Annotated in this window: 26 protein-coding genes; 19 read left to right on the plus strand and 7 right to left on the minus strand. The window is 73.4% G+C overall.

All coding sequences use genetic code 11. The annotated features are described in order from the left end of the window. Positions 1-791: 791 nt before the first annotated feature. From P9841_RS12645 to P9841_RS12685, 9 genes are all read left to right on the plus strand, one after another. Entirely contained in the window at positions 792-2414 is a 1623-nt protein-coding gene (locus tag P9841_RS12645) for a ParB/RepB/Spo0J family partition protein (protein WP_283319024.1), read from the plus strand. Between the two features lie 487 nt (positions 2415-2901). Further along, positions 2902-3600 carry a hypothetical protein gene (locus tag P9841_RS12650; RefSeq protein WP_283319025.1) on the plus strand — a complete coding sequence of 233 codons (699 nt, stop codon included), beginning with the start codon at positions 2902-2904 and terminating at the stop codon, positions 3598-3600. A gap of 437 nt (positions 3601-4037) precedes the next feature. Continuing rightward, positions 4038-4943, plus strand: coding sequence for an ArdC-like ssDNA-binding domain-containing protein (locus P9841_RS12655; protein WP_283319026.1), 906 nt, complete (start codon positions 4038-4040; stop codon positions 4941-4943). Between the two features lie 288 nt (positions 4944-5231). Next, a complete protein-coding gene (locus P9841_RS12660; RefSeq protein ID WP_283319027.1) occupies positions 5232-5939 on the plus strand; it encodes a DUF6573 family protein in 708 nt (235 codons plus the stop codon). 860 nt (positions 5940-6799) lie between these two features. Further along, positions 6800-7051, plus strand: coding sequence for a glutaredoxin-like protein NrdH (nrdH, locus tag P9841_RS12665; protein ID WP_283321947.1), 252 nt, complete (start codon positions 6800-6802; stop codon positions 7049-7051). Continuing rightward, entirely contained in the window at positions 7048-7578 is a 531-nt protein-coding gene (locus P9841_RS12670) for a hypothetical protein (protein ID WP_283319028.1), read from the plus strand. Before nrdH ends, P9841_RS12670 begins: the two co-directional genes overlap by 4 nt. A gap of 11 nt (positions 7579-7589) precedes the next feature. Then, positions 7590-7931 carry a hypothetical protein gene (locus tag P9841_RS12675; protein WP_283319029.1) on the plus strand — a complete coding sequence of 114 codons (342 nt, stop codon included), beginning with the start codon at positions 7590-7592 and terminating at the stop codon, positions 7929-7931. Beyond that, positions 7928-8617 (plus strand): ParB/RepB/Spo0J family partition protein, encoded by a 690-nt coding sequence (locus P9841_RS12680; RefSeq protein WP_283319030.1) that lies wholly within the window; start codon positions 7928-7930, stop codon positions 8615-8617. Before P9841_RS12675 ends, P9841_RS12680 begins: the two co-directional genes overlap by 4 nt. Further along, positions 8614-9567: a DUF3560 domain-containing protein gene (locus P9841_RS12685; RefSeq protein WP_283319031.1), complete on the plus strand. Its 954-nt coding sequence runs from the start codon at positions 8614-8616 to the stop codon at positions 9565-9567. The genes P9841_RS12680 and P9841_RS12685 overlap by 4 nt, the downstream gene beginning before the upstream one ends. 174 nt (positions 9568-9741) lie before the next feature. On the opposite strand, the gene P9841_RS12690 is transcribed toward P9841_RS12685, so the two are convergent. Then, entirely contained in the window at positions 9742-9915 is a 174-nt protein-coding gene (locus tag P9841_RS12690; protein WP_283319032.1) for a hypothetical protein, read from the minus strand. Continuing rightward, complete coding sequence (locus tag P9841_RS12695) at positions 9912-10058, minus strand: hypothetical protein (RefSeq protein ID WP_283319033.1); 147 nt, start codon at positions 10056-10058, stop codon at positions 9912-9914. The genes P9841_RS12690 and P9841_RS12695 overlap by 4 nt, the downstream gene beginning before the upstream one ends. 173 nt (positions 10059-10231) lie before the next feature. Between P9841_RS12695 and P9841_RS12700 the strand changes: the two genes are divergently transcribed. The 3 genes from P9841_RS12700 to P9841_RS12710 are packed head-to-tail and all read left to right on the plus strand — an operon-like array spanning position 10232 to position 12466. Beyond that, entirely contained in the window at positions 10232-10690 is a 459-nt protein-coding gene (locus P9841_RS12700; protein ID WP_283319034.1) for a hypothetical protein, read from the plus strand. Next, on the plus strand, positions 10687-11691 hold the full coding sequence (locus P9841_RS12705; RefSeq protein ID WP_283319035.1) for a zeta toxin family protein: 1005 nt from the start codon (positions 10687-10689) through the stop codon (positions 11689-11691). The genes P9841_RS12700 and P9841_RS12705 overlap by 4 nt, the downstream gene beginning before the upstream one ends. A gap of 1 nt (position 11692) precedes the next feature. Beyond that, complete coding sequence (locus P9841_RS12710; protein ID WP_283319036.1) at positions 11693-12466, plus strand: hypothetical protein; 774 nt, start codon at positions 11693-11695, stop codon at positions 12464-12466. 6 nt (positions 12467-12472) lie between these two features. On the opposite strand, the gene P9841_RS12715 is transcribed toward P9841_RS12710, so the two are convergent. The 3 genes from P9841_RS12715 to P9841_RS12725 all read right to left on the minus strand — a co-directional run bounded on the left by P9841_RS12715 (position 12473) and on the right by P9841_RS12725 (position 13995). Beyond that, a complete protein-coding gene (locus tag P9841_RS12715) occupies positions 12473-13171 on the minus strand; it encodes a Fic/DOC family protein (RefSeq protein WP_283319037.1) in 699 nt (232 codons plus the stop codon). 50 nt (positions 13172-13221) lie between these two features. Continuing rightward, positions 13222-13416, minus strand: a complete 195-nt coding sequence (locus P9841_RS12720; RefSeq protein WP_283319038.1) for an antitoxin VbhA family protein — start codon at positions 13414-13416, stop codon at positions 13222-13224. A 237-nt stretch (positions 13417-13653) separates the two neighbouring features. Continuing rightward, entirely contained in the window at positions 13654-13995 is a 342-nt protein-coding gene (locus P9841_RS12725) for a hypothetical protein (protein ID WP_283319039.1), read from the minus strand. A gap of 231 nt (positions 13996-14226) precedes the next feature. Between P9841_RS12725 and P9841_RS12730 the strand changes: the two genes are divergently transcribed. The 7 genes from P9841_RS12730 (at position 14227) to P9841_RS12760 (ending at position 21499) form a co-directional block, all read left to right on the plus strand. Next, the gene (locus P9841_RS12730; protein ID WP_283319040.1) at positions 14227-14658 is read left to right on the plus strand and encodes a MobC family plasmid mobilization relaxosome protein; all 432 of its coding nucleotides are present in this window, start codon (positions 14227-14229) and stop codon (positions 14656-14658) included. Then, on the plus strand, positions 14658-16262 hold the full coding sequence (locus tag P9841_RS12735) for a relaxase/mobilization nuclease domain-containing protein (protein WP_283319041.1): 1605 nt from the start codon (positions 14658-14660) through the stop codon (positions 16260-16262). Before P9841_RS12730 ends, P9841_RS12735 begins: the two co-directional genes overlap by 1 nt. An 86-nt stretch (positions 16263-16348) precedes the next feature. Next, positions 16349-17254, plus strand: a complete 906-nt coding sequence (locus tag P9841_RS12740) for a hypothetical protein (protein ID WP_283319042.1) — start codon at positions 16349-16351, stop codon at positions 17252-17254. 121 nt (positions 17255-17375) lie between these two features. Next, on the plus strand, positions 17376-18365 hold the full coding sequence (locus tag P9841_RS12745; RefSeq protein ID WP_283319043.1) for an ATP-dependent DNA ligase: 990 nt from the start codon (positions 17376-17378) through the stop codon (positions 18363-18365). A 91-nt stretch (positions 18366-18456) separates the two neighbouring features. Further along, positions 18457-19587, plus strand: a complete 1131-nt coding sequence (locus P9841_RS12750) for a tyrosine-type recombinase/integrase (protein ID WP_283319044.1) — start codon at positions 18457-18459, stop codon at positions 19585-19587. After that, positions 19584-19916, plus strand: a complete 333-nt coding sequence (locus P9841_RS12755; protein ID WP_283319045.1) for a helix-turn-helix domain-containing protein — start codon at positions 19584-19586, stop codon at positions 19914-19916. The genes P9841_RS12750 and P9841_RS12755 overlap by 4 nt, the downstream gene beginning before the upstream one ends. A 428-nt stretch (positions 19917-20344) precedes the next feature. Further along, the gene (locus tag P9841_RS12760; protein WP_283319046.1) at positions 20345-21499 is read left to right on the plus strand and encodes a hypothetical protein; all 1155 of its coding nucleotides are present in this window, start codon (positions 20345-20347) and stop codon (positions 21497-21499) included. Here the strand turns inward: P9841_RS12760 and P9841_RS12765 are convergent. Further along, a complete protein-coding gene (locus P9841_RS12765) occupies positions 21485-21772 on the minus strand; it encodes a glutaredoxin family protein (RefSeq protein WP_239073687.1) in 288 nt (95 codons plus the stop codon). The two genes, P9841_RS12760 and P9841_RS12765, sit on opposite strands and share 15 nt — an antisense overlap. Before the next feature lie 43 nt (positions 21773-21815). Then, entirely contained in the window at positions 21816-23129 is a 1314-nt protein-coding gene (locus P9841_RS12770) for a peptidoglycan DD-metalloendopeptidase family protein (RefSeq protein WP_283319047.1), read from the minus strand.

The following is a 23129-nucleotide window of genomic DNA, read 5'->3' on the forward strand; positions in this document are numbered from 1 at the left end:
GCGAAGTTCGCCGAGGCCGACCGGCGCCTGACTCGCAGGGCGCCGGCCGAGGACGCAAGGTGCGGTCCCACCGCAGCCGCAAGCCTCTGACCAGGGCAAACGCCCGCCGGGACGATTATGCAGGACAACTAAGTTATGAGCACTTCGCACATATAAATATGACTACCGGTCAGTTGTGACCGGTAGTCCCATATATCTCTCAAGACTCCTAGCATGTTAAGTCTCTTGAGAGATATGTGGGACTAGTTCTAGGGGTAAATAACCTCTGATCGAATATTTGCGAGCGGTTCGATAAGTCGGCGATCCAGTCTTCCCGCGACGGCGCGGCCGTAGACCGGCACCTGGTGAGTGATCGACGCGACGTCGCGCCTGCCGCCCCGAGCGTCCCTCGCAGCGAGTCGCCCGCGGGGCTCCTAGCTGCTCGCCTCACCACCCGCAGCCCATGCCCCGGGTGCGCACAGCCCACCGCGGCGCACTCCGTGCGCCGCGGTGTCAGGCGAGCGCCTACGGCGCACTGCCCCCACCAGCGCCCAGCAGGGCCCCCACCCGGTCGACCACGCGGCCCATCCCGGCCGGTATCAGACCTCCGCCCCCCACCCGATGCCGCTCGGGCATGACGTAGCCCACGCCCTCGCTGCGCTCGGGCATGCGCGACGTCACACCCGCCCACCCTCGCGCGGGGCCCCGAAGCTCCCGGCCTGATACCTCGCGCCTGCCGGTGAGGCCGGGCAAGCCCGGCGCTCACCGGCCGACCCAACCGGGCACGGCCACCACCAAGCGAGAGGCACACCATGACGAAGGGCAGCACCATCGCCACCACCAACCACGACGGCACGCTCACCGTCATCGCCCACAGCGAGCACCACGACCTCACCCAGGACGTCACCCCGGGCACCGAGTTCGCGCACCTCGACCCGCGCGCCCTGATCATCGAGACCAACGTCCGCGACGACGCGTCCGTGGACCTGACCCCCGGATTCGTCGGCTCGATCCGCCAGCACGGCGTGCTCATGCCGATCCTCGTGGTCCGCCACGGCGACGGCGCGCTGCACGTGCGCGCGGGCAAGCGCCGCACCCTCGGCGCGGTCGCCGCCAACGCGCCCACCATCCCCGCTCGCATCATCGACGCCGGACCCGGCGCGGAGCGCCTGGTCCAGCAGATCATCGAGAACGACCAGCGCAAGGACTTCACCGAGGCCGAGCGCGTCGCGGGCTACGAGCAGATGGCGCTCGAGTTCGGCATGAGCGCCGGGCAGATCGCCGGACGCCTCGGGCGTACCAAGCGTGAGGTCACCACCGCCCTGCGCGTCGCGAAGAGCGACCGCGCCCGCGAGGTGCTGGCCGCCGGGCTCACCATCGACCAGGCTGCGACCATCGCGGCCTTCGAGGACCACCCCGAGATCGTCGCCCGCCTCACCGAGGTCGCGCTGAACGACCCCGACGGCCTGGCCCACGAGGCGCAGGCGGAGCGCGACGACCTCGCGACCGCGCGCGAGCGTGCCCGGATTATCGAGGACCTGACCGCCACCGGCATCACCGTCCTGGACGCCGCACCCGGCTACGACGACCCGCAGGTCCGCGAGTTGTCCCGGCTCCGCCAGGACGACGGGCGCACCCCGATCGCCCCGGCCGAGCACACCGCGTGCCCCGGGCACGCCGCCTACGTCGGCACCCGGGGCTGGTCCGATGACCCGGTGACCTACTACGTGTGCACCGACTTCCCCGCCCACGGCCACAAGGTGCCGTCCTACGACCTGCCCGTCGCCGCCACCGACGGCGGCATGACCGCCGAGCAGAAGGCCGAGCGCCGCCGCGTGATCGACGGCAACAAGGCCTGGCGGTCCGCGACCACCGTCCGGCGCGAGTGGCTGGCCACGTTCGCCGCCCGCAAGTCCGCCCCCAAGGGCGCGGCCGCGATGCTCGGGTACGTCATCACCCACCGCGGCGACGACCTGGTCCGAGCCGCCCGCGAGGGGCACAAGATGGCCCGCGACCTGCTCGGCATCCACGCCGACCACTACAGCGGGCGGCAGTCCATCAGCGACGCGCTCGACGCCGCCGCCCCCGGGCGGCAGCAGATCATCGCCCTGACCGTGGCCCTGGCCGCCATCGAGGACGCCACCGACGACCACACGTGGCGGTCCCCGGTCGCGCACGTCGCCCGGTACCTCACCGCCATCGAGTCCTGGGGCTACACCCTGGCCGACGTCGAGCGCGAGGCCATCCACGGCCGCACCCAGCCCGACGAGACCCCCACCGACGAGACCCCCACCGGCGAGGCCCCCACCGGAGAGCCGGACGAGACCCAGCCCGCCGCCGAGGCCGAACCGGGCAGCGACGACGAGCCCGACACCGAGGACGCCGACGGGGCGACCGACGCCCTCGACCTGGCCGAGTACGAGGACCAGGACTAGCACCCACACCACCCCGGCCCTGGCTGAACGAAGCAGCCAGGGCCGGGGCCAGGGGGTGGACCGCGACCGCAGGGTGAAGCGGCCCACCCGCGAACCTACTGGCCACGACCCCGGCGCGAGGCCCGAACCGGCGCCGGCGTGCGGCGGGTGCCGGGCGCATCGAGCGCCGGCACCCGCCACGGGGCCCCGGCCCCGCACCCCGGCGACGCTGACCGGCCGCGCCTACGGCGCGCAGTGCTGATCGGGCGCGCGAGCTCGCGCTCGAGCTGGTGGCCATCGCGGCCCGCCTCGGCCGGTATCAGACCCCGGCACCCCACCCGATGCCTGCGGGCCCTGACCTGCCCCACACCTCGCTGCGCTCGGCATGCGCCACGTCACAACCCTCCGGCCCCGCGCGGGGACCCCTGGCCGGGGCCCGATACCTCGCGCCTACCGGTGAGGCCCGGAGGAACCGGGCGCTCACCGGCCGACCAACCAGGAGGACACCATGACCACCACCTACGACACCGACTGCCAGCAGGCCGCCGACACCCAGGGCATCACCGCCATCACCACCGCCCTCGCGGTGCGCGGCATCGCGGTCACCATCGAGCAGACCGGCGGCATGACCATGGTCGCCACCGTCCACCTGCCCGGCGACGGCGTCCTGGGCCTGACCCAGGACGGCGAGACGACCCAGGTCGTGGAGTACACCGCCGACCAGTGGGCCGGGTCGGTCGACGTCGAGGACTCCCAGGTGCACCGCTTCGTCTCGCTGGCCGCCGCGGTGAACTGGGTCCAGGCCCGCTGTGCGGAGAACGTCGCTGCGTGGTGGGGCTCCCAGATCGCCCGCAACGCCGACGCCCGGGGTCTGGCCGGCGGGCAGGTCCGCGCCACCGCCGAGCAGCAGGCGCAGGCCCGCTGGAACTGGCCTTCCGGTCGCCCCCGCTACACCGTCGCCGTCGACGTGCCGCCGCGGCCCACCCCGACGTTCCTCGTGCGCGCCTACGACGACGCAGACCACATCGAGCCGTACACCGAGCACCGCGTGGACGGCCTCAGCGACGCCGTCACCGCCCTCATGCAGGCCGCCCACGACCCGCTGACCGTCGCCGCGACCCAGGACGACCAGGAGTGCACGTGCATGCCCGACGGCGCCGGCCGCCACGGCCGCGCCTGCGAGCTGTACGACGGCTGGAACGAGTAACCACCACCGCGACGGCCGGGCCACCACAGCCCGGCCGTCCCGGCCGGGCCACCACAGCCCGGCCGTCCCGGCCGGGCCAGCCGCGGGTGCCGGGCGCATCGAGCGCCGGCACCCGCCCGGGGCCCCGGCCCCGCACCCCGGCGACGCTGACCGGCCGCGCCTACGGCGCGCAGCACCCGACCCGCGCGCAGCTCGGCGCGAGCTCGTGGCCGTCGCGGCTCACCAAGGGCCGGTACCACCCCGCCCGCACCCCACCCGATGCCGTTCGGGCGTGAGCGATCCCACACCGCCGCTGCGCGCCGGCATGCGATCCCACACACCCGCCCGGCCCCGCGCGGGGCCCCGACGCGGGCGGCGCGGCACCTCGCGCGAGCCGGTGAGGCCGGGCAAGCCCAGCGCTCACCGGCCCAACGACTCGAACCCCCGGGAGGCAGACCATGACCCGCAAGGTCACCACCACCACGACCGCCGAGCAGCGCCGCGAGCAGGCCGCCGCCCTGCAGGCCAGCATCGCCGAGAAGGTCGACACCCTGCGCGACACCGACCAGTGGCGCGCGTTCCTCGACCTGACCCGCGGCTTCCACCGCTACTCCCTGAACAACCTCATCCTCATCTGGTCGCAGTACCCCGCCGCGACCCGCGTCGCCGGGTTCCGCCAGTGGCAGGCCCGCGGCCGCCAGGTCCGCAAGGGAGAGAAGGCCATCCGGATCTTCGGGTACGCCACCAAGAAGATCACCGACGACACCGACGCCCCCGAGGACCTCACCGAGGCCGACGAGACCGGGCAGCGCCGCCGCGTCTACTTCCCCATCCTGTCGGTGTTCGACATCGCCCAGACCGACCCCGTCGACCCCGACGCCGCCGACGGCGCCGCCCTGACCCAGACCCTCACCGGTGCCGACGACCTCGGCGTCTTCGCCGCCGTGAGCGACTACCTCACCGCCGACGGTTGGACCGTCGAGCACGAGACCCTGCCCACCGGGCTGCGCGGGTACACCCACTACGAGAGCCGGCGCGTGGTCATCGCCGCCGACCTTGAGCCCGCGCAGGCCGCCAAGACCGCCCTGCACGAGGCGGCCCACGCACTCCTGCACGGCGACCTGGAGCCGGGGGAGTACCAGCAGCACCGCGGCACCTACGAGACCGAGGCCGAGTCCGTCGCCTACGTCGTCGCCGGCCTGCTCGGCCTGGACACCGGCGCCTACACCATCGGCTACGTCGCCGGATGGGCTGACGCCGACACCGACCTCATCCGGTCGACCGCCGCGAACGTCCTGCGCGCCGCCCACACCATCGCCGACGCCATCACCACCGGCCCCGTCGACGTCGACGCGGCCGCCTGACCACCCGCGTGCCCGGCCGACTTCCCCCCGGCCGGGCACCAGGGGGCCAGCCCCCCGGCGGAGTGCGGGCGCATCGAGCGCCGCACACCACCACGGGGCCCCGGCCCCGCACCCCGGCGACGCTGACCGGCCGCGCCTACGGCGCGCAGTGCTGGCCAGGCGCGCGAGCTCGCGCCCGGGCTGCTGGCCATCGCGACCCACCCAGGCCGGTAGCAGACGCCGGTGAGGCCCCAAGAACGGGGCGCTCACCGGCCCGCCCAGGGCCACCGAACAGACAGGAGCCCCACCATGCAGAACCCCACCGGCCCGGCCGAGATCGACGTCGACCCGCTGACCCGGGCATGCCGGGCGCTGACCGCCGCAGGCGTGCAGCACACGCCGACGTACCTCGCCATCGAGGTCCCGGCCGCCGCCGGCCTGATCGTCGTGTCCGACGGTCTCGCCGACGCCGAGTGGACCGTGTGCCGGTACACCGACCCGAGCGACTACGCCGAGGGCCGCGACGCGGCCGAACGGCTCGACACCGACGACGTGACCGCTCTCGCGGCATGGGTCGCCCAGCGCACCTTCACCAGCGCCACGCCCGGCGCCGCACCGGTGTGCGACCTGACCGACCTGTTCGGCCCCCTGATCCACGTCTACACGCGCGCCCGGGCGATCGCCGACGACGTCCTGCACGACGTCACCACCGACGCGGCCGAAGCCGGCTTCCGCTGCCCGGTCGCGCTGACCGCCGGCGCCTGGGGCGACGCCGTCGAATGGAACGCCGAGCACGGCGCCCACCAAGACGAGTCCGGGCGCCTCTGGGACGTGCTCACCATGGCCCGCTTCTACGCCCAGCGGGCCAGCGACACCGACCGCGTGCCGTTCCGTGTGCTGCGCGTGCCGAACCAGCCCCACGCCACGCAGCCGCGGCACGCCGACCTGGTGCTGCACATCGGCCCCGGCGACCATGGCGAGCCAGTCTTCACCATCATGCTGCCCGGCGAGGACTGACCGCAGCGCCCGTGCACCGCCCGTCTCCGGGCGGTGCGCGGGTGACCGGGCGCATCGAGCGCCGGCCACCCGCCCGGGGCCCCGCCCCGGACCCCGGCCCGTAGGTCGCGTACTGGGCAGGGTGTGGGCGGCCCTTCGACCACCTGGGCACGCCGCGAGCTCCCTCGCTGCGCGGCTCGCTGGCGCACACAGGTGGACGACGGGACCCAGCAGGCGCCCGCACACCCCCGCGCCCCTCACCTCGAGCACAGCGGCCCGCCTTCTCGCCGGCGAGGGCGTGCACGGGCTCACCGAGAGCACCCAGGGCGTGCGGTGGGCCGGCGGCCGCCGCGGGCGGCGCACCCCACCGCGGGGCCCCGGCCCCGCACCCCGGCGACGAACGCATCAGGGCCGGCCGTGGTCCGGCCAGCGGGCGGGTCACCAGCGGGGTCCATCGATCCGAGCCGGTTGATCGTTGTCGCGCCGCCGCGGGCGTCAAGGGCCGATCGCCTGACGTAGCCGGTCGGGGACGGTGCTCCGCACCAAGGTCCAAGCCCTGGTCTGACGGGCCCTTGACCCCCACAGCTCTGCGACATGGGCCTCCGGCTATCGAAGCGATGGCCAGCCGCACCGAGCACCAGCCATCACCAACCGGGCGCGCAGCTCGCAGACACCAGGAGGACACCATGACCACCACCACCAACCGCCAGTGCAGCCCCGAACCGATCTGGGCCGGCGGCCAGGTCGACGGCACGGGCCGCTTCAACGCCTTCACCGACTACCGCTGGGAGTGCGGGTGCGGCCACCGGTATGACCACAGCGGCCGCGTCGAGATCGGCGCGCAGCACACCGCGCACCTCGCTGAGGCCGAGCCGGCCACCGTGGTGCCCACCGTCTACTCCAAGCCGGGCTGCCCGCAGTGCACCGCGACCTGCAGGGCGCTCGACAAGGCCGGCGTCACCTACGAGCTGGTCGACCTGACCGAGGACGCCGACGCGCGCGACTACGTGATGAGCCTCGGGCACCTGCAGGCCCCGGTCGTCGTGATCGACGCCGACACGCACTGGTCCGGGTACCGGCCCGACCGGATCGCTGCCGCCGCCCGCGACCTGCCGAACGCGAGCAGGGCATGAGCGACCTGCAGGCGGCGGCCGAGGCCGACGTCGTCGACCTGCTCGTCAACCGGGCCCTGTGGTCGGCCCAGGATGCGGCGACCCTGCGGACGGTCGCCCCGTGGTGGCCGTTCGGCGGCCGCGTCCTGAGGCCGGCCCTCGCGGCGCTCGTCTGGGACCACGACCTCAACTGCCCCGGCGCCCCCGTCGCCGGCCCCGAGCGCCTCACGGCGATCTGGGAGTGGATCCAGGACCGCGCGGCCGACGTCGACGCCGCACAGGCCGCGCACCAGGACTGGATCCGCTCCGAGCGCTCCGGAGCGAGGAAGGGGCCCGAGCCCGTCGACCCGTACCGCAGCTCGGCCGAGAGCTACCAGGCCCAGCGTGCCGGCCTGCCGGACCCGGGCCTGCTGCGCCACGCCCGCGCCGTCCTGGGTGTGCTGCCGCACCTGGCCGCACTCGACGCGCACAGCACCGCCACCACCGAGCAGCTGCTCGAGCAGCTCACCAACCTGCGCGCGGCGAACCTCGCCGCCGCACTGCGATGAAGGGAACCACCATGACCACCCACACAGCACCCGGCCCGTGGCCGGTCTGCCCCTCCTGCGGCTCCACCCGGCGCAGGTGCCTACGCCCCTCAGGCCACGAGGCAGCCGAGTGGCACGTCGAGCGTGTCGCGCTCTGGGAGGACCTGGACGTCGAGACCAAGGCGCGCCTCGAGCGGATCGTCGAGCGGCCGCGCGTGCGCGTCCAGCCCGTCCCCGGCAACGCGGGCCGCTACGCGATGTGGTGCGCGCACTGCACCGACACCTACGCGAACAGCGTGAAGACCGACGTCGAGGAGGCCGCCGCTCGGCACCGCCAGCTGCACCGCACCGGCGCGGTCGAGGTGATCCGATGAACGCGCGCATGGTGCCGATGAACGCCCTGTACCCGAACCCCGACAACCCGCCGTCGCGGCTGCGCGGCATCGAGGACCTCGCCGAGTCGATCAAGCTCTACGGGGTCCTCCAGCCGCTGATCGTCACGCCTCGCCAGCGCGGCGGCCTCACGATCATCGACGGCCGGCGCCGCTACGCGGCCGCCGACCTCGCCGGCCGGCAGGCTGTCCCCTGCGTGGCCGCGAAGGCCGCCACCCGCACCGACCAGCTGCTGCTGATCCTCGCCGCCGGTCTGGGGGAGCGGCTCACCCCGCTCGAGGAAGCCCAGGTCATGCGCGACCTGCGTGCCGACGGCGTGAAGTTCACCGACATCGCCCGGCGCACCGGCCGGTCGCTGAGCACCGTGCGCGAGCGGCTGCAGCTGCTGGACACGCCCAGCGAGGTGCAGGACATGGTCGCAGGCGGCACGCTGACAGCCGCCGCGGCGGTCGAGCTCGCACGCCAGACCGCCACCACCGGATCCGGAACCGTGGCCACCAGGGCGCCGGCCCGCCCGGCCTGGTTCACGAAGTCCCACCCGATGGCCCGCCTCGTGCGGGAGACCTGCACGCACCGCGACACCCGCAAGGTCGTCGGCGGCGTCGGATGCGGGCAGTGCTGGCAGGACGTCATCGTCGCGGACGCCCGCGGGGAGGTCCGGGCATGAGCGCGCTGACCATCACCCACAGCCACGCCGACGGGACCCTGATCGCCGGCACCGCGAAGGGCGACGGCACGGCCGGCATCCTGACGGCCCGCGGCTGGCGCTGGTGGCGGGATCGGGGCACCTGGTACGTGCCCCGATCCCGGGACAAGGATGCCCGCCGCGAGCTGATCGAGGCGACCCGCGTCGACCTGGAGCGCGCCGGCCACGTGGTCGACGTCGACGTCGACGACCGGCGCCGCGAGTTCGCCACCGTGGAGGCCGACCGGCTCGAACGGATGGGGGAGCGCGCGGCCACGCTCGCCGAGCGGGCCGAGCGTGCCGACGTGCGCGCCGCGGCCGCGTGGACGGCCGGCGACGAGGCGGACGCGAAGCTGCCGCCTCTGGGGCAACCGATCCTCGTCGGGCACCACTCCGAGGGTCGCCACCGCCGCGCGCTCGAGCGGGCCGAGACCGCGACCCGCACGGCGATCGCCGCCGAGCAGGCCGCCGCGGCGGCGAACACCCACGCCGGCGTCGCCGCGGCCGCCGCGGGCAGCAGGTACAGCCCGCGCACGGTCGCTCGGCGCATCGCCCGGCAGGAGGCCGAGCTGCGCCGCCTGCAGCGCGAGCTCGACGGGCACACCAGCCCGCTCGACGGGACCGCCGTCCCGCCTGCGCAGGGCGCCGTGCGGCGCGCGCTCGTCGACCAGGTCACCGTCCTGACCCAGGAGCTCGAGCACTGGCGCACGGTGCGCGTCGACCAGGTCGCTGTCGGTGCCACCCGCGACTACGGCCGGCACAACGTCGCGCCAGGCGACCGCGTGCGGATCCGCGGCCGCTGGTACGCCGTCGTGCGCGCCAACGCCAAGACCGTCACCGTCCCCAGCCAGCTCGGCGCCTGGACCGACACCGCCCCCTGGCACGAGGTCACCGATCACCGCGCCGCCGACCCCGAGGAGCACGCCCTGTGAACACGTCGACCACAACCACCACCACCCGCCGGCCCGCCGGCCCGGTTCAGCGGTCCGGCGCGCGCGTCGTCCGCGTCCCCGCGACGGCCTGCGTGCCGGCCGTCCGGCCGCACCCGCGCGGCACCCGCGACCGGCGCCGCGGCGCCGTGCGCTGGTGACCCAAGGGCTGGCCGCCTAGCGGCTGCGCAGCCACACGAGACGATGGCCGCCCGGGACCTGCGCATCCAGCGCAGCCCGGGCGGCCTCGTACGTCTCGCCCCGTGCCTCGAGCTCGAGCGTGCGCCGGTCGGGGTCGGCCCCGGTGTGGTCCGGCGGGAGTGTCTCGGCCATGGCCTCGAGGATGATCACCGGCGCAGCGTAGGCGCCGGCGCCGACATCGGCCGGGGCCGGCGCACGTGCACCCAGCAGTCGGCGCACCACCACAGCTCGGGACCGTCGGGGATCAGGTCGTGGTCGTGGTGCCGGTTCCGTCGCGGCCGCTGGGTGCTCATCGTTCCTCCAGTTCTGACCGCCGCCGATCGGCGATCGCGGCGCACCGTGCCGGTCGCTTCCGGCGGGTCAGTCGTCGCATCAGGTAAATGTGCGGGGGTCGCGAACGGGGGAACGAGAAGCGCTGCGCGACAACGACCAACGGGTATAACCTTGGTTATAGGAGGTGGGCGAGATGAGCACGACGGTTCCGCACCGCGAGGTGGTCGACCGGGCGCGCCGGTCGCGGCTTCGTGTGCACCTGGCGCAGCTGGACTACCTGCGTGACCTGGCCGAGGCTCGCGAGCTCGGGGTCTCTCAGACGGAGATCGCGCGCGAGCTGCGTGTCACGCAGCCGGCCATCAGCAAGTCGATGAGCGCGGCGTCCTCGACGCCGCCGGTCCCCGAGGGGTTCCACGGCGGGAGTCCGTACGAGATCGCCGAGCGGTACGCCGCGGGGGAGATCTCGCGCGAGGTGCTCGTCGACGAGCTCGCCCGGTGGCCCTACACGCCGCGCGACGCCGGCGACGGCGTGGACTGGCTGACGTACGACCCGGGCACGTTCGAGGACGTCGTGCGTGCGCGCCGTGACGGGCTGCTCGACACCGCGACCTACGACGCGGTGCTGGCCCGTCAGGACGAGCTGGAGCGTTGAGCCGGCCCGACGACCTCACCGTCACCCGGCACCGCGACCTGGTCCGCGAGCTGTCACGTCCGGGCGGGCCTCTGGCCGCTGACGGGCCGAACGCCACGGTGAACAACCCGGCCTGGTTCCGGACGCCGAACCAGCCGCGCGGTGCGCGCGGCGAGCTGCACGACCGCCTCGTCGACGCGCACCGCGAACGCTTCGCCGGCGTGCTGGCCGACAAGCAGGCCATCGTGCTGGCCGGCCCACCGGGGGCGGGCAAGTCCACCGTGCAGCGGGCGATCCTGGGTGAGCGGTCGGGGGAGTGGCTGGTCGTCGACGCCGACGAGTTCAAGCACGCGCTGCTGCGCACCGCGCTCGAGGATGGGTCGTACCGGGACTTCCTCGTCCCGGACCGCGTCCGTGAGCTCGAGGCCGCCGGCGAACGGTTCGCGCCGCTCGAGCTGGCGTCCCTCGTGCACGAGGAGTCCTCGCTTCTGGCGCGCCAGCTGCGCGCGGAGGCGATCGCCGACGGGCTGAACATCGTGGTCGACACCGTCCTGTCGAGCGAGCGCGCGGCGCTCTCGCTCGCCGCCGACCTCGAGGCGGCCGGCTACCGCGTGCGCGTCGTCGACGTCGAGACGACCTACGAGATCTCCGCGGCCCGCGTCGAGCAGCGGTGGCGCAACGTCACCCGCGAGTTCCTCGCCGACGAGCGCGCCACCGGCCTCGGCGGCCGGTGGGTCCCCAGCGAGTACACCCGCGCGCTGTTCCCGCCCGAGCTCGCAGGCAAGTCGGTGTGCGAGGGCGTCGCTCGCGCTCTCGCCGAGCAGTGCCCCGCGGTGGGCCGGCTCGAGGTGTACCGGGTCGCCGACCCCACGCAGGCCCCGCAGCTGGAGTCCGCGCTCGCGCGCGGGTCCAACGGCGCCCTGGTGGACGTCGCCGCGGCGCACGCGGCGCGTCTTGCCGACCGCGGGCGCGGCCGGCGCGGTTCGGGTGCCGCGCCGGGCCGACCGGAGATGGAGCGTTGAGATGCCCGACGCCTACACCGAGATCGCACGCACTGAGGTGGCGCTGCGTGACCTGGTTCGCCTGATCCTTGGGGACGGGTGGGGGGCTCAGCTCGACGCCGAGACGGTCCAGAGGATCGAGCAGCGACGCGACGAGGACCGCGCCCGTCGACGAGGCGTGAGGCCTGGGGGCGACCTGCTCGACTACACCGAGCTGACCCAACTGGCGCGGGTGATCTACCGCAACTGGGATCAGGGGTTCAGCGCAGTGATCGGGCCCAAGCGCAGCCACCTCGAGCGTGACCTGGAGCGACTCGGCGCGATTCGGAACGCTGTCGCGCACACTCGAACCCTGCTGCCCTTCGAGGAGCACCTGGCTGCAGGGATCGGCGGGTACCTGAGGAACCGGATCGCGATCTACAGGAGCGAGATGAACGAGGCCGCTCGGTACTGGCCGACGCTGGAGTCTGTCACCGACTCATTCGGTTCGACGCGCCAGGGGTCGGGGCAGTGGTCGGGGCCCGAAACGACGATCCGGGTGGGAGACACGGTGACGTTCAACTGCCGAGCAACCGACCCTGAGGGCGCGCGTCTCCGCTGGACGTTCGGCACTCGCTCGTTCTCGGACGAGTCCGAGGGTGAGGACGTCACATTCGCCTGGACCGCGGCGGAGCAGGATGTTGGCGAGTCCACCTACGTGTCGATCCGTCTCTACGCGGACCGCCCGCACCATCGGTTCGACGGAGCGTCCGACGGCTACGTGTACTTCGGATACACCGTTCTGCCGGCGGAGTGAGCGCGCTCATCTCTCGAGCGCCGGCGCGGGCTGTGTCAAAGGCGCTGATCGCGCGACGGTCGTCGGACGCTCTCGGAGCTGAGTCGGCATGCGGCTGAGGTTCGCCAGGCGCAGTGCCTCGGCGGCGTGCGGGTCGAAGTCCCGTGCGCCGGCGCGTGACACGACGCGTTCGAACAGCTCGCGCATCGGGGCGCGGTCGCCGGTGCGGGCGGCGTGGCTGGCGTAGTCGTTCTGGTCGCCGCTGACGGCGAGCCAGTCGATGTGGTGTCCGGACTCGCGGGCGAGCGCGGTCAGGTACTCGCGCTGGGTGCGACCGTTGCCCTCGCGGAACGGGTGCGCCTGGTTGACGACGGCGTAGACGTCGGCGAGCGTGCCGGGCACGTCGGCCGGCGCGACGTCGCGCAGGTGGTCGGTGGCGGCGAGGAAGTCAGCGACGTCGCGCAACGCGGGCTCGATGCGGTCCACGCGTGCGAAGAACGCATCGCCCTTGCGGATCTCGACGGTGCGGACGTCGCCGGCCCAGGCGTAGATGTCCTGGAACAGGTGGCGGTGGATCGAGCGCAGGCCGTCGAGGTCGTAGGTCGCCGGCAGCGCGTGCTCGCGAAGCCCGAGCGCGCGGGCTTCGACGAGAGCGTTTTCGATGTAGCGCAGCTCGGCCGGCGTGCGTGCACCGACGAGGTTGCGCAGCGTCCGGCCGTCGGGCATGAGGTAGCCGTGCCACCGCTCTCGCTCGTCGCCGGTCTGCCACGGGTGAGTCACTCGTGGGCCTGCCGCACGACCAGGTCGCGGGTGAGCGAGGCGAGCTCGTCGGCGGTGATCTCGCCGGCGACGTAGCGGTCCTGCAGGGCGCGGACCGCGGGGTCGGTGCCGCCGCGCTCCATCTCGCTGGAGTGTCGGATGCGGGCGGCGTCGGCGGCGCGTTGCGCGCGCTCCTCGTCGCTGATGGGCATGGTGGTCCTCCTGCTGCCTTTCGTTGTTCGGCTCCCGGTCCCCCGACTGGTCCGAACGGGTCGCCGCGTGCGGCGACCGGAAGCCCGTGCACATCCGCGACTTGCGGAGCGTGACCGTTCAGCTCGTGGTGACGGTCGCGGTTGTGTGCGGGCGCACTGTGGGTCCCGTCGTCCACCTGTGGGCGGGCGGAGCCGCGAAGCGGTGGAGCTCGGGCCGTCCACAGGTGGGCGAGGGGCTCAGGAGGCGAGCGGCTCGCCCACCTCGCCGGTGCCGCCCTGCGGGACGGCGGCCGGCGTCGCGCTCGCGCCGCGCGAACGTCCGGCGCGGCGGGTGCCGGTGGCGCGTGCGGCCGTCGGCGCGGCGAGGCCGGCGTCGCGCAGCTCGCGCTCGGTCCACCCGGCGCTGATCGCGCCGCGGTACTCGCGCGCGTAGTCCGCCTCGGCCGCGTCAAGTGCGACGCGGGCGGCGTCGCGGCTCGCGGCTGCGGCCGCGAGGCCCTCGACGAGGGACATGCGCGCGTCGATCGACGCGCGCAGCTTGTCGCGGTAGGTCTGGGTGTCGGTGCTGAGGCTCGCCATGCTGGCGAGCGTAGCCGCGCCCGCCAGGGCGCGGTGGCGGCGACGCTTCGCGTCACTCTGCTGGCCGTGCCGCGCAGCCGCGCGTCACCCACCCAGCGGAGCCCCAGACGGAGCAAGCTATACACTTAGGTGCCCTAAGTGGCTTGGCCTCTCGACCTTTCGCGGTCGGAGGCTGCACACTTCGTGTGGTCCCCGCGGGTGCGGGGTCGCTGCGCTGGCTTGGGAGGACGCATGAGCGAGGGGGAGCACCGCGGTGTCGGGCGTGCTCGCGTGCTCGGTCGTGCGCGTCGGGAGAACGTCGAGGGAGGCCGGCGCGGCCGCTTCGTGGTGAAGTCGACGCCGGAGGAGGAGCTGCGGCTTCGGACGCTGGCGGCGCAGCACGGGGTGAGCGTTCCGCGGCTGCTGGTGGAGTCGACGCTGGCGGCGCACGCCGGGCCGGCTGACGACGCGCCGTTGACGATCACCGAGCGGCGGCAGGCTGCCGCGGAGCTGTTCGGCATCAGCCGGCTGCTCGGCACGGTCGCGAACAACGTCAACCAGATGGCGCGGGCGACGAACGCGACCGGCGAGCTGCACGAGGACCTCGAGGCGACGCTGCGGTACGTGCGTGAGGTCCTCGGCCCGCGCATCGAGCGCGCGGTCGACGAGGTGGTCGCGCAGTGATGCCGAACGTCACCCGGGGCGGGCGGATGCCCGGCCTGCTGGTGTACCTGGCGGGGGACGGCCGGCACAACGAGCACCGGGAGCAGCACGTCGTCGCGGGTGATCCCGCGCTCATGGCGTGGCACGCCGACGAGCAGCTGGACCGCGCGTCGGCGCTGGCGATCGCGAAGCACCTCGACGCGCCCAGCCGGGTGTTCGGTACCGAGGTCAACGCACCGCTGTACGAGTGGAGCGAGCAGCGTCAGCAGCGCGTGAAGGTCGGCTACGGCGATGCGCACGTGTGGCACTGCTCGCTGTCGCTGCGCGCCGAGGAGGGCGTGCTGCCCGACACCACCTGGTCGCAGATCGCCGAGGACTTCGTGCGCCAGATGGGGTTCACCGACGCCTCGGGCAAGGCGCCGTGCCGGTGGGTCGCGATCCGCCACGGCGTCTCGCAGGCGGGCAACGACCACGTGCACATCGCGGTCAACCTGGTCCGCGAGGACGGCACGAAGGCGCCGACGTGGAACGACTTCCGGCGCGCGCAGGAGATCTCCGGGCGGCTGGAGAAGGCGTACGGGCTGCAGGTCCTCGAGTCCCGCGACCTCGGGCTCGGCAGCCGCGGCGTGCGGCCGGCGGAGCTCGGTCGCGCCGCGTCCGGCAGCGTCCGCGACACGCAGCGCACGACCGTCGCGCGGCGCGTTCGGGCCTCGGCGACGGCGAGCCGGGACGAGGCGGAGTTCGTGCGGCGGCTGCGGCGTGAGGGGCTGCTCGCGCGGCCGCGGTACGCCGCGGGCCGGGACGACGTCGTGCTCGGGTACTCGGTCGCGCTGCGACCGCCGGCGGGGGAGAGCCCCGTGTGGTTCGGCGGCGGCACGCTGGCCAAGGACCTCACCCTGCCGCGCCTTCGGTCGACGTGGTCGGACAGTCCGCAGGCGGCCACCGACGCGGTCGCCGAGTGGACCGCGGCCGGCCGCGGGCAGCGACCGGTGCGCCCCGGCGTCGAGGTCGACGCGCCCGACCCGCAGCTGTGGGAGCAGTACGCCGAGCAGATCGGCGAGCTGAACGAGCGACTGCGCGGCGTCGCGCCCGACGACACGGCGACGTGGACGCAGGTGGCGCGGGAGACCTCGGGGGCGTTCGCGGCCTGGTCGCTGCGCACCGAGCCTGAGCCCGGGCCGCTGGCCGATGCGTCCGACGCGCTCGCGCGCTACGCCCAGGTCCGCGCGGGGGCGGCTGCGAGCAAGCAGGTCACCACGCCGGCGATCCTCGGCCTGTCGCGGGTGCTGCTCGTGGCCGCCGACGGGGGCCAGTCGCGCACCTCGCAGGCGTACATGGTCCGGCAGCTGGCGAACACGCTGCACGTGCTGTTCCAGATGCAGCAGGCGATGCGCCACGCCCAGGCCGCCGCGGCGACCGAGTGGGCGGTGCGCCAGCGGCTCGCTGTCGTCGCCACGCGTGTGGCGTCGCCGGCGGGCGGGCGGCCCGGAGCGGTCCCGGGCGCGCTGTCGGTCGAGCAGGCGACCGGCGGCGCCGCGGTGCGGCTGCGCTCGCCCCTGCCGAACCCGCTGCAGCCGCGACCTCGCACCACCGCCGCGCAGCGGGACGAGGGGATCGAGCGGTGACGCGCGGGTAGGCGCACGCCGGCGGCCGCGGCCGGCCTCGAGGGCTACCAGTCGGGGGACCAGGAGCCATCACGAGGGAGAAGGACATGAGCGAGAGCGACGGGATCGACGAGGCCATCCGCGGCAGCATGCGGACCGCCATCACCGCGGCCGGGTACGCCGGCCAGCAGATCGCGCAGGCGATCGCGGACCGCGCGAAGGAGTCTGCGCACGCCAGCCACGAGCAGGCGCGAGCGCTGCAGGCCCGGTACGACGCCGAGCGCGCCGCGGCGCGCGCGCACGTCGCCGTGGTCGACCGGCAGGAGTGGTGGGAGACCGCCACGCCGGAGAAGATCGCCCGGGTCTGGGAGACGGCGCAGGCCTGGCGCGAGCAGGATCCCGACATCGACCGAGCCGCGCAGCTCATCGAGCACCAGGTGCGAGAGCGTCACGGCGTCGACGCGGGACAGCTCGCCGAGCAGGTGCGCGCCGACCGGGTCTCCGAGGTGCGCGCGGCGGCCGAGCGGCGGTCCGAGTACGACCGCGCGCGCGAGTGGGCGCAGGAGCACGACCCTGCTCTGCTCGCCGGCCACGACCGGGCTCTGATGGGTTCGGACGACGCGCGCGAAGACGCTCGCACGCGCGAGCGGTTCGTGGAGACCTGGCGTGCGCGCACCGGCGCGACGGTAGACGGCGACGCGGCCCGGGCGGCCGCCCGCGTCGACGAGCTGACGGCGGGTGCAGTGCTCGCCGAGCCGCTTGAGGGAGCCGCGGCCCGCGTCGAGCTCGAGCGTGACGCAGACGTGCTGTACGACTCCGCCGAGCGCCGCCAGCAGCTCGCCGCCCGGCTTGACGCCGCCGGCGTCGGCGCCGAGGCCAAGGAGGCCCGGCTGATCTCCGACGCCTCCCAGGCGGTGCCGGCGAACGAGGCGGTCGTGCGCGGCAAGAGCGCTCCGAAGGCCCGGCGGGCGCGGCCGCAGGGCCGCCAGCAGGACAAGTCGCTCAGCCGGTAGAAGCGATCGCCGGGCGCAGCCGGGTGGCTCCATCGGGCTACCCGGCTGCGGTGCGTTCACGACCCGCGGCGGGCATGCTGCCCGGATGACACCCGACATCTCGCGAGGCCGAGGCGGCGCCGTGCGAGCGCCCGTCGACGTCGTGCTGGCGCGCGCGGTGGAGTCGCTCGACGAGACCACATCGCTGCCCGGCGGCACGTCCTGGGAACCCAAGTGGGACGGGTACCGGATCCTGGCCGCGGTCGATGCCGACCGAGGCCCGACGCTGTGGTCACGCCGAGGAACCGACCTGACCGCAGCGTTCCCCGACGTCGCTGCGGCGGTCGCCGAGCAGGTCCCCGCCGGAACCGTCCTCGACGGCGAGGTGGTCGTGTGGGCGGGGGAGCGGCTGCACTTCGCCGCGCTGCAGCGCCGGGTGGCCAGCCCACGCGCGGCCGGCCGCCTCGCCCGCGAGCAGCCGGCCAACCTCGTCGCCTTCGACGTGCTCGCCGCCGGCGACGTCGACCTGCGCGGCGAACCGTTCGCGCAGCGGCGGGCGCGCCTCGAGCAGCTCGGCAGCACCTGGCGGCCGCCGCTCACGCTGTCGCCCATCACCCAGGACCAGGCGGTCGCCGCGACATGGTTCCGGGACCTGGCCGTCGCCGGCATCGAGGGCCTGGTCGCCAAGGGCGCGAACCAGCTCTACCGCGGCGGGCAGCGCGACTGGCTCAAGGTCAAGCAGCGCAGCGTCCTGGACGTCGTGTGCGCCGCGGTGGTCGGCCCGCTCGCGCGGCCGTCGGTCGTCGTGGCCGGACTACCGATCGACGGCGCCCTGAAGATCGTGGGGCGCACCGTCCCGCTGTCCCCGCTCGCCGCGCGCGAGCTCGCACGCGTGCTGACCGCCGGCGACCCGGACGACCACCCGTGGCCGGAGGTGGTGTCCTCCGCCACGGTGAACGGGTTCGGTGCCAACCGGGAACCCGTCACGCTCACCCGCGTGCAGCCCGTCGTCGTCGAGGTCTCCGCGGACGTCGCGTGGTCGGGGCGGTCTTTTCGTCACCCGCTGCGCTACGTCCGTGAACGTCCAGACTTGCATCCGGGTGAGGTTTCCCCACCCTCGGCCAACGGGTAGATCAGTAGATCAGCTCCGCAGTCTGAGCCGCGGCCGGCGCCGTGACAAGCGCCCCTTGTGTTGGTGACTCAATGTTGTGTTAGATGCAACCGTGAGCGACGCGACTGCTGGAGCCCCCGCAGGCGCCGCGCGCCTCGTGCTCGTCGAAGGCGTCGGCCTCCTTCACCCCGAGACCTCGGTCACCGACGCGATGCTCGACGGCTGGGCGCGACAGCAGCGCGTGCGGTTCCTCAAAGCGAGCACCGTCTCGCACCGAGTCCGAATGGTCCGGCGCATGATCGAATTCTCGAATCTGTACCCCTGGCAGTGGACCGCTCCCGAGGTCGAAGCGTTCGTCGTCGGTCAGTCCGGCGCCACCGCGGCCTCGACCATCCGTGCGTACACGGCGGACCTGCGCATGTTCCTCGAGTACCTGACCGACCCGCGCTACGGGTGGGTGCCGGTCTGCCTGGAGCGCTTCGGTGAGGCCCCGCAGCAGGTGATCGACGAGTGGAACTCCGTCACCCACACCAGCGCGTACGAAGGCGCCCCGGGACGCAGACCCCTGACGTACCAAGAGGTCCAACGCCTGTTCGACGCGGCCGACGACATCGTCGAGGCAGTCCGCGCACGCAAGCGGAAGGGCGCGCTGGCAGCCCAACGGGACGCGGCGATCCTCAAGACGGTCTACGCCTACGGGCTCCGGCGCCGTGAGGCGTGGGGGCTGGATCTGAGTGACCTGCGACGCAACCCCAAGGTGCCCGCCTTCGGCCAGTTCGGAGCTCTCTACGTGCGCTGGGGCAAGGCGAAGCGCGGAGGCACGCCGCGGCGGCGCACCGTGATGCTCGTCCCCGAGATGGACTGGATAGTGCCAGTCCTGGACCAGTGGCTGGAGGAGGTGCGGCCGAGGTTCGATCCCGGGCAGCACGCGGCGCTGTGGGCCACCGAACGTCGCAGCCGCCTCGACTGGCGAGGGATCAACGACGCCTTCGCCGAGGCCCGCGATGCCGCCGGGTTGGACAAGGAGCTCGACCTTCACTGCCTGCGGCACTCGTACGTCACGCACCTCGTCGAGTTCGACTACCCCGAGCGCTTCGTCCAGGAGCAGGTCGGCCACGCGTACGCCGCCACCACGGCGATCTACACCGGCGTCTCGGACGCCTACCGAAACACCCTGCTGCGCCGGGCGATCGACGCCCACCAGCCCGACCTGTGGCTCGACCCCGAGGAAGGAAACTCGTGATCAAGAAGATGGGCGTGGCCTGGGAGCTGCGGCTGCGCATGGCCGAGCGCGGACTGTTCGCGACGACGGACCTCGTTCCGCTGCTCGCCGAGCGCGGTGTCCATCTATCCCGCGAGCAGGTCTACCGGCTCGTCACGTCGACCCCGCAACGACTCAGCATGGACGTTCTGGCGGCGCTCTGCGACATCCTCGGATGTCAACCCAACGACCTCATCAAGGTGGTGGCCGTCGACGAGCAGGTCGCCAAGACCGGCACCCGGTCGTCGGGACCGGTCGGGCCGGGACCCGCCGTCCAACGGACACGGATTCGTCGACCTGACCTCGGCTGATGGGCTCCGCGTCAGCAGCCACGAAGCCATGCGTGCGGACGCCGGTCCACTGTCCTGTGTGCGGTCAACTCCGCCTGTCCGCAGCCCGCTGGCCCGTCGGCCCCGTCTGCCACCCGTGCTACTCGCACGCCCGCCGCAACGCGGCTCCATGCGACTCCTGCTCGCAGGTCCGCGTGCTCGTCGGACACCCCGATGCCCCATCGGTCAGCCTGCTGAGCCCCACGCTCTGTGGCCCCTGCTCGGGCAGCGCCCGCTACTCCTACGCATGCCCACGCTGTGGTGGCTCCGAGGAGCCGTACAAGAACCTGCTCTGCGTGCGCTGCGCCGTCAGCGACCAGCTCACGACGATGTTCGGACCAGCGACGCCCGGGACGCCGGTCGCGGCGCTCACTCACGCACTTCGCGCGTGCCGCCGACCTCGCTCAGTCATGCGCTGGCTCACGAACCCGCGCGGGGGCGCCCGTGTGCTGCGAAGCCTGCTCGACGAGGGCATCGAGGTCAGTCACGACTCGCTCGACACCTTCGACGAACGCGAAGTGTGGTCGCTGCGTCGAATGCTCGTTGACCTCGAAGTCCTTCCCGAACGGCACGACCCCATCGCTCGGCTCGACGTCGTGCTGGAGAAGGTGACGGCAACGTCCGCGCCGAGCACCAGGGCGCTCGTGCGTGCGTACGCATCGTGGTGGCACCTACGACGCGCGCGGCGGCGCTACGAGCAGACTGGCAGGTTCACCTACAGCCAGTTCCGGAACGTCTGGGCGCGCCTGATGGCGGTGACCGCCTTCCTCGTCTGGCTCGACGAGAACGGCGCCGAGCTGGACGCCCTGGAGCAAGCCACGCTGGACCGCTGGCTCGACGACGTCACGAGCGACCAGCGCAGCGCGACCGGGGACTTCCTGCGTTGGGCCGGCCGGCGTCGCCTCGCCCCACGCCAACTGGCGGTCACCTATCCCGAGGCACGTGAGCCGACCATCGTGCTGACCGACGACGAGCGATGGGCTGAACTGCGACGGTGCCTCACCGACCGGACGATCCCCGTCGACGTCGCGACGGCGGGCGCGATGTTGCTCCTCTACGGACTGCCCCTCATCCGCATCGCCGAGCTCACGAAGTCGAACCTCAACTCCGACCCCCGCACGGGCTCCGTCGACGGGTTCCGCCAGACCGCGGGCGGCCACCTGATCGAGGTCCCGCCAAGGCTCGGGCGCATGCTCGCGCAGCTGCCTGCCGACGTGGCGTCGAGGGGGACACCCCTGATCGAGTCGAGGGCGGGCGGTCCGGAGTGGCTGTTCCCCGGCAGGGGCGCCGGCGGCCACGTCACCTACACAGGCCTCGCTGAGCGCCTGCGGCGCCACGGGATCTCGGTGCGACAGTCCCGCAACGCAGCCCTCATCGGGCTCGCCGCCGACCTGCCCGCACCCGTGCTCCACGACCTGTTTGGACTCAGCATCGCCGCCTCGGTGAGATGGGCTCGCCGGGCCGGGCGTGACTGGACCGGGTATGTGGGCATCGTCAAGAAGAGCCAGAGCCAACGAGGAGGTCCGGCCGTCAGGAGTCCGTTCAACGCGTCAGGCGGTCGGTGACCCGGTCCGGTCCCGGAGCGCCTTCGCCAGCTTCTTGCGGGGCAGACGGCCGGAGGAGAAGTACTGCCCGTCGAGCAGGACCAGCGGGTTCATCGCCGGCCGGTGCCCGGCGATGAGTGCGCGCCCCTCGTCACTGTCGATGTCGACGACGCGGATCACGAGCGGGGTCTGCTGGGACATGGCGGTCAGGGCGTGCTTCGCGTCGTCGCAGAAGTGGCACGCGGGGGCCTGCACGACGGTGATGACGGGCAGGTCAGACGGCGTGGTGGACACGGGACTCCTCGGGCTGGGTCGGATCGACGGGCGGTTCATGTGGTCAACGCAGGCCCAGGAGCGGGGCGGGGTCGACGGTCTTGCCGCCGACGTACACCTCGAAGTGGAGATGACACGCCCCGGACAGCCCGGTGTTCCCGGAGTAGCCGATGAGCTGGCCCCGGCTAACCTGCTGGCCCGAGGACACGACAGATCGGGTCAGGTGGTTCGAGCTGCTCATCAGCGACTGCCCGTTCACGGTGCCGTAGTTGAGCATGACCTGGTTCCCGAAGCCGTTGCGCCATTCCGACCACTGGACCGTGCCGTCGCGCGGGGCGTAGAGCGGGGTGTTGCAGTAGGTGCGCAGGTCGATGCCGGCGTGCAGCCGGTAGTACCCGAGGATCGGGTGCAGGCGCATGCCGTAGTTCGACGTGACGTACATAGGGTCGATCGAGGTCGGGTTGGAGAACAAGACGCCGCTGGACGCGGGCGGTGCGACCGGCTGTGCCGCCTGCCCGGGGGCGGGATTCGGAGCGGGGTGGACCGGTGCTGCGGGCGCTTGCTGCCGCGCCGCCGCCTCCTCCTGCGCGGCGATCTGCGCGATCTCGGCCTCGGCGGCCGCGCGGATCGAGTCGGCCGCAGCCTGCTCCGCCTGCGCCTGGCCGCGCATGCCCTCGATGCGTTGCGCTGCGGCACTCTGGTCTGCGACCGCCTGCTGCAGTGCGATGGTCTGGGTCTGCTGCTCGGCTCGTGCAGCTTCAGCAGCCTCCGCCTGCGCCTCGGCCGCCGCCTCCATCTCGGTCAGGGTGCCGACGACGGCAGCCAGCCGGGCCTGACCTGTGCGGGCGTTCGCTTCGAGCACGACGAGCTCCTCGAGCGCACGACTCTGCAGTCGCTGTGCGGTCGCGACCGTCTCCGCGCGGTCGACGAAGTCCTCCAGGCTCGCCGCGCCGACGACGACCTCGAGCGCCGCGGTCGATCCCGAGCCCTGGTAGGCGCTCCTGGCGAGCTGTGCGATCGTCGAGCGGACTTCCGCGCGGCGCGCGGCGTCGGTGTCCAGTTCGTCCTGGAGCGTCTCGCGCAGACCCACGGTGTCCTCGAGTCTGCTCTGCGCGAGAGTGGCCGTGCGTTGGGCGGAATCGGCCTGGACGGTCGCGGCGTCGAGTGCCGCCTGCGCGGCGGGAAGCCGCGCCTTCGTCTCCTCAAGGGTGAGCACCGCCTGAGCGAGATCCGCCGAGAGCTCCTCGACCGACTCCTGCAGCAGCTCGTACTGGCGCTCTGCGGCGTCGGCGCGCTGCTGAGCGGCGCGCTGCTTGTCGTCGAGGGTGTCCCCGGCCGCGCTGTCGACGGGCGCGAGAGCCGCGGTGAGCGTGAGCAC

Source organism: Cellulomonas sp. ES6, assembly GCF_030053835.1.
In the GTDB taxonomy this organism is placed as follows: Bacteria; Actinomycetota; Actinomycetes; order Actinomycetales; family Cellulomonadaceae; genus Cellulomonas.

What these genes read in the sequence shown, in the direction of transcription:
- P9841_RS12645 (WP_283319024.1), top strand. Translation starts at nt 792, where the DNA reads ATGACGAAGGGCAGCACCATCGCCACCACCAACCACGACGGCACGCTC.
- P9841_RS12650 (WP_283319025.1), top strand. Translation starts at nt 2,902, where the DNA reads ATGACCACCACCTACGACACCGACTGCCAGCAGGCCGCCGACACCCAG.
- P9841_RS12655 (WP_283319026.1), top strand. Translation starts at nt 4,038, where the DNA reads ATGACCCGCAAGGTCACCACCACCACGACCGCCGAGCAGCGCCGCGAG.
- P9841_RS12660 (WP_283319027.1), top strand. Translation starts at nt 5,232, where the DNA reads ATGCAGAACCCCACCGGCCCGGCCGAGATCGACGTCGACCCGCTGACC.
- P9841_RS12670 (WP_283319028.1), top strand. Translation starts at nt 7,048, where the DNA reads ATGAGCGACCTGCAGGCGGCGGCCGAGGCCGACGTCGTCGACCTGCTC.
- P9841_RS12675 (WP_283319029.1), top strand. Translation starts at nt 7,590, where the DNA reads ATGACCACCCACACAGCACCCGGCCCGTGGCCGGTCTGCCCCTCCTGC.
- P9841_RS12680 (WP_283319030.1), top strand. Translation starts at nt 7,928, where the DNA reads ATGAACGCGCGCATGGTGCCGATGAACGCCCTGTACCCGAACCCCGAC.
- P9841_RS12685 (WP_283319031.1), top strand. Translation starts at nt 8,614, where the DNA reads ATGAGCGCGCTGACCATCACCCACAGCCACGCCGACGGGACCCTGATC.
- P9841_RS12695 (WP_283319033.1), bottom strand. Translation starts at nt 10,058, where the DNA reads ATGAGCACCCAGCGGCCGCGACGGAACCGGCACCACGACCACGACCTG.
- P9841_RS12700 (WP_283319034.1), top strand. Translation starts at nt 10,232, where the DNA reads ATGAGCACGACGGTTCCGCACCGCGAGGTGGTCGACCGGGCGCGCCGG.
- P9841_RS12710 (WP_283319036.1), top strand. Translation starts at nt 11,693, where the DNA reads ATGCCCGACGCCTACACCGAGATCGCACGCACTGAGGTGGCGCTGCGT.
- P9841_RS12715 (WP_283319037.1), bottom strand. Translation starts at nt 13,171, where the DNA reads ATGCCCGACGGCCGGACGCTGCGCAACCTCGTCGGTGCACGCACGCCG.
- P9841_RS12720 (WP_283319038.1), bottom strand. Translation starts at nt 13,416, where the DNA reads ATGCCCATCAGCGACGAGGAGCGCGCGCAACGCGCCGCCGACGCCGCC.
- P9841_RS12725 (WP_283319039.1), bottom strand. Translation starts at nt 13,995, where the DNA reads ATGGCGAGCCTCAGCACCGACACCCAGACCTACCGCGACAAGCTGCGC.
- P9841_RS12730 (WP_283319040.1), top strand. Translation starts at nt 14,227, where the DNA reads ATGAGCGAGGGGGAGCACCGCGGTGTCGGGCGTGCTCGCGTGCTCGGT.
- P9841_RS12735 (WP_283319041.1), top strand. Translation starts at nt 14,658, where the DNA reads ATGCCGAACGTCACCCGGGGCGGGCGGATGCCCGGCCTGCTGGTGTAC.
- P9841_RS12740 (WP_283319042.1), top strand. Translation starts at nt 16,349, where the DNA reads ATGAGCGAGAGCGACGGGATCGACGAGGCCATCCGCGGCAGCATGCGG.
- P9841_RS12760 (WP_283319046.1), top strand. Translation starts at nt 20,345, where the DNA reads ATGCGCTGGCTCACGAACCCGCGCGGGGGCGCCCGTGTGCTGCGAAGC.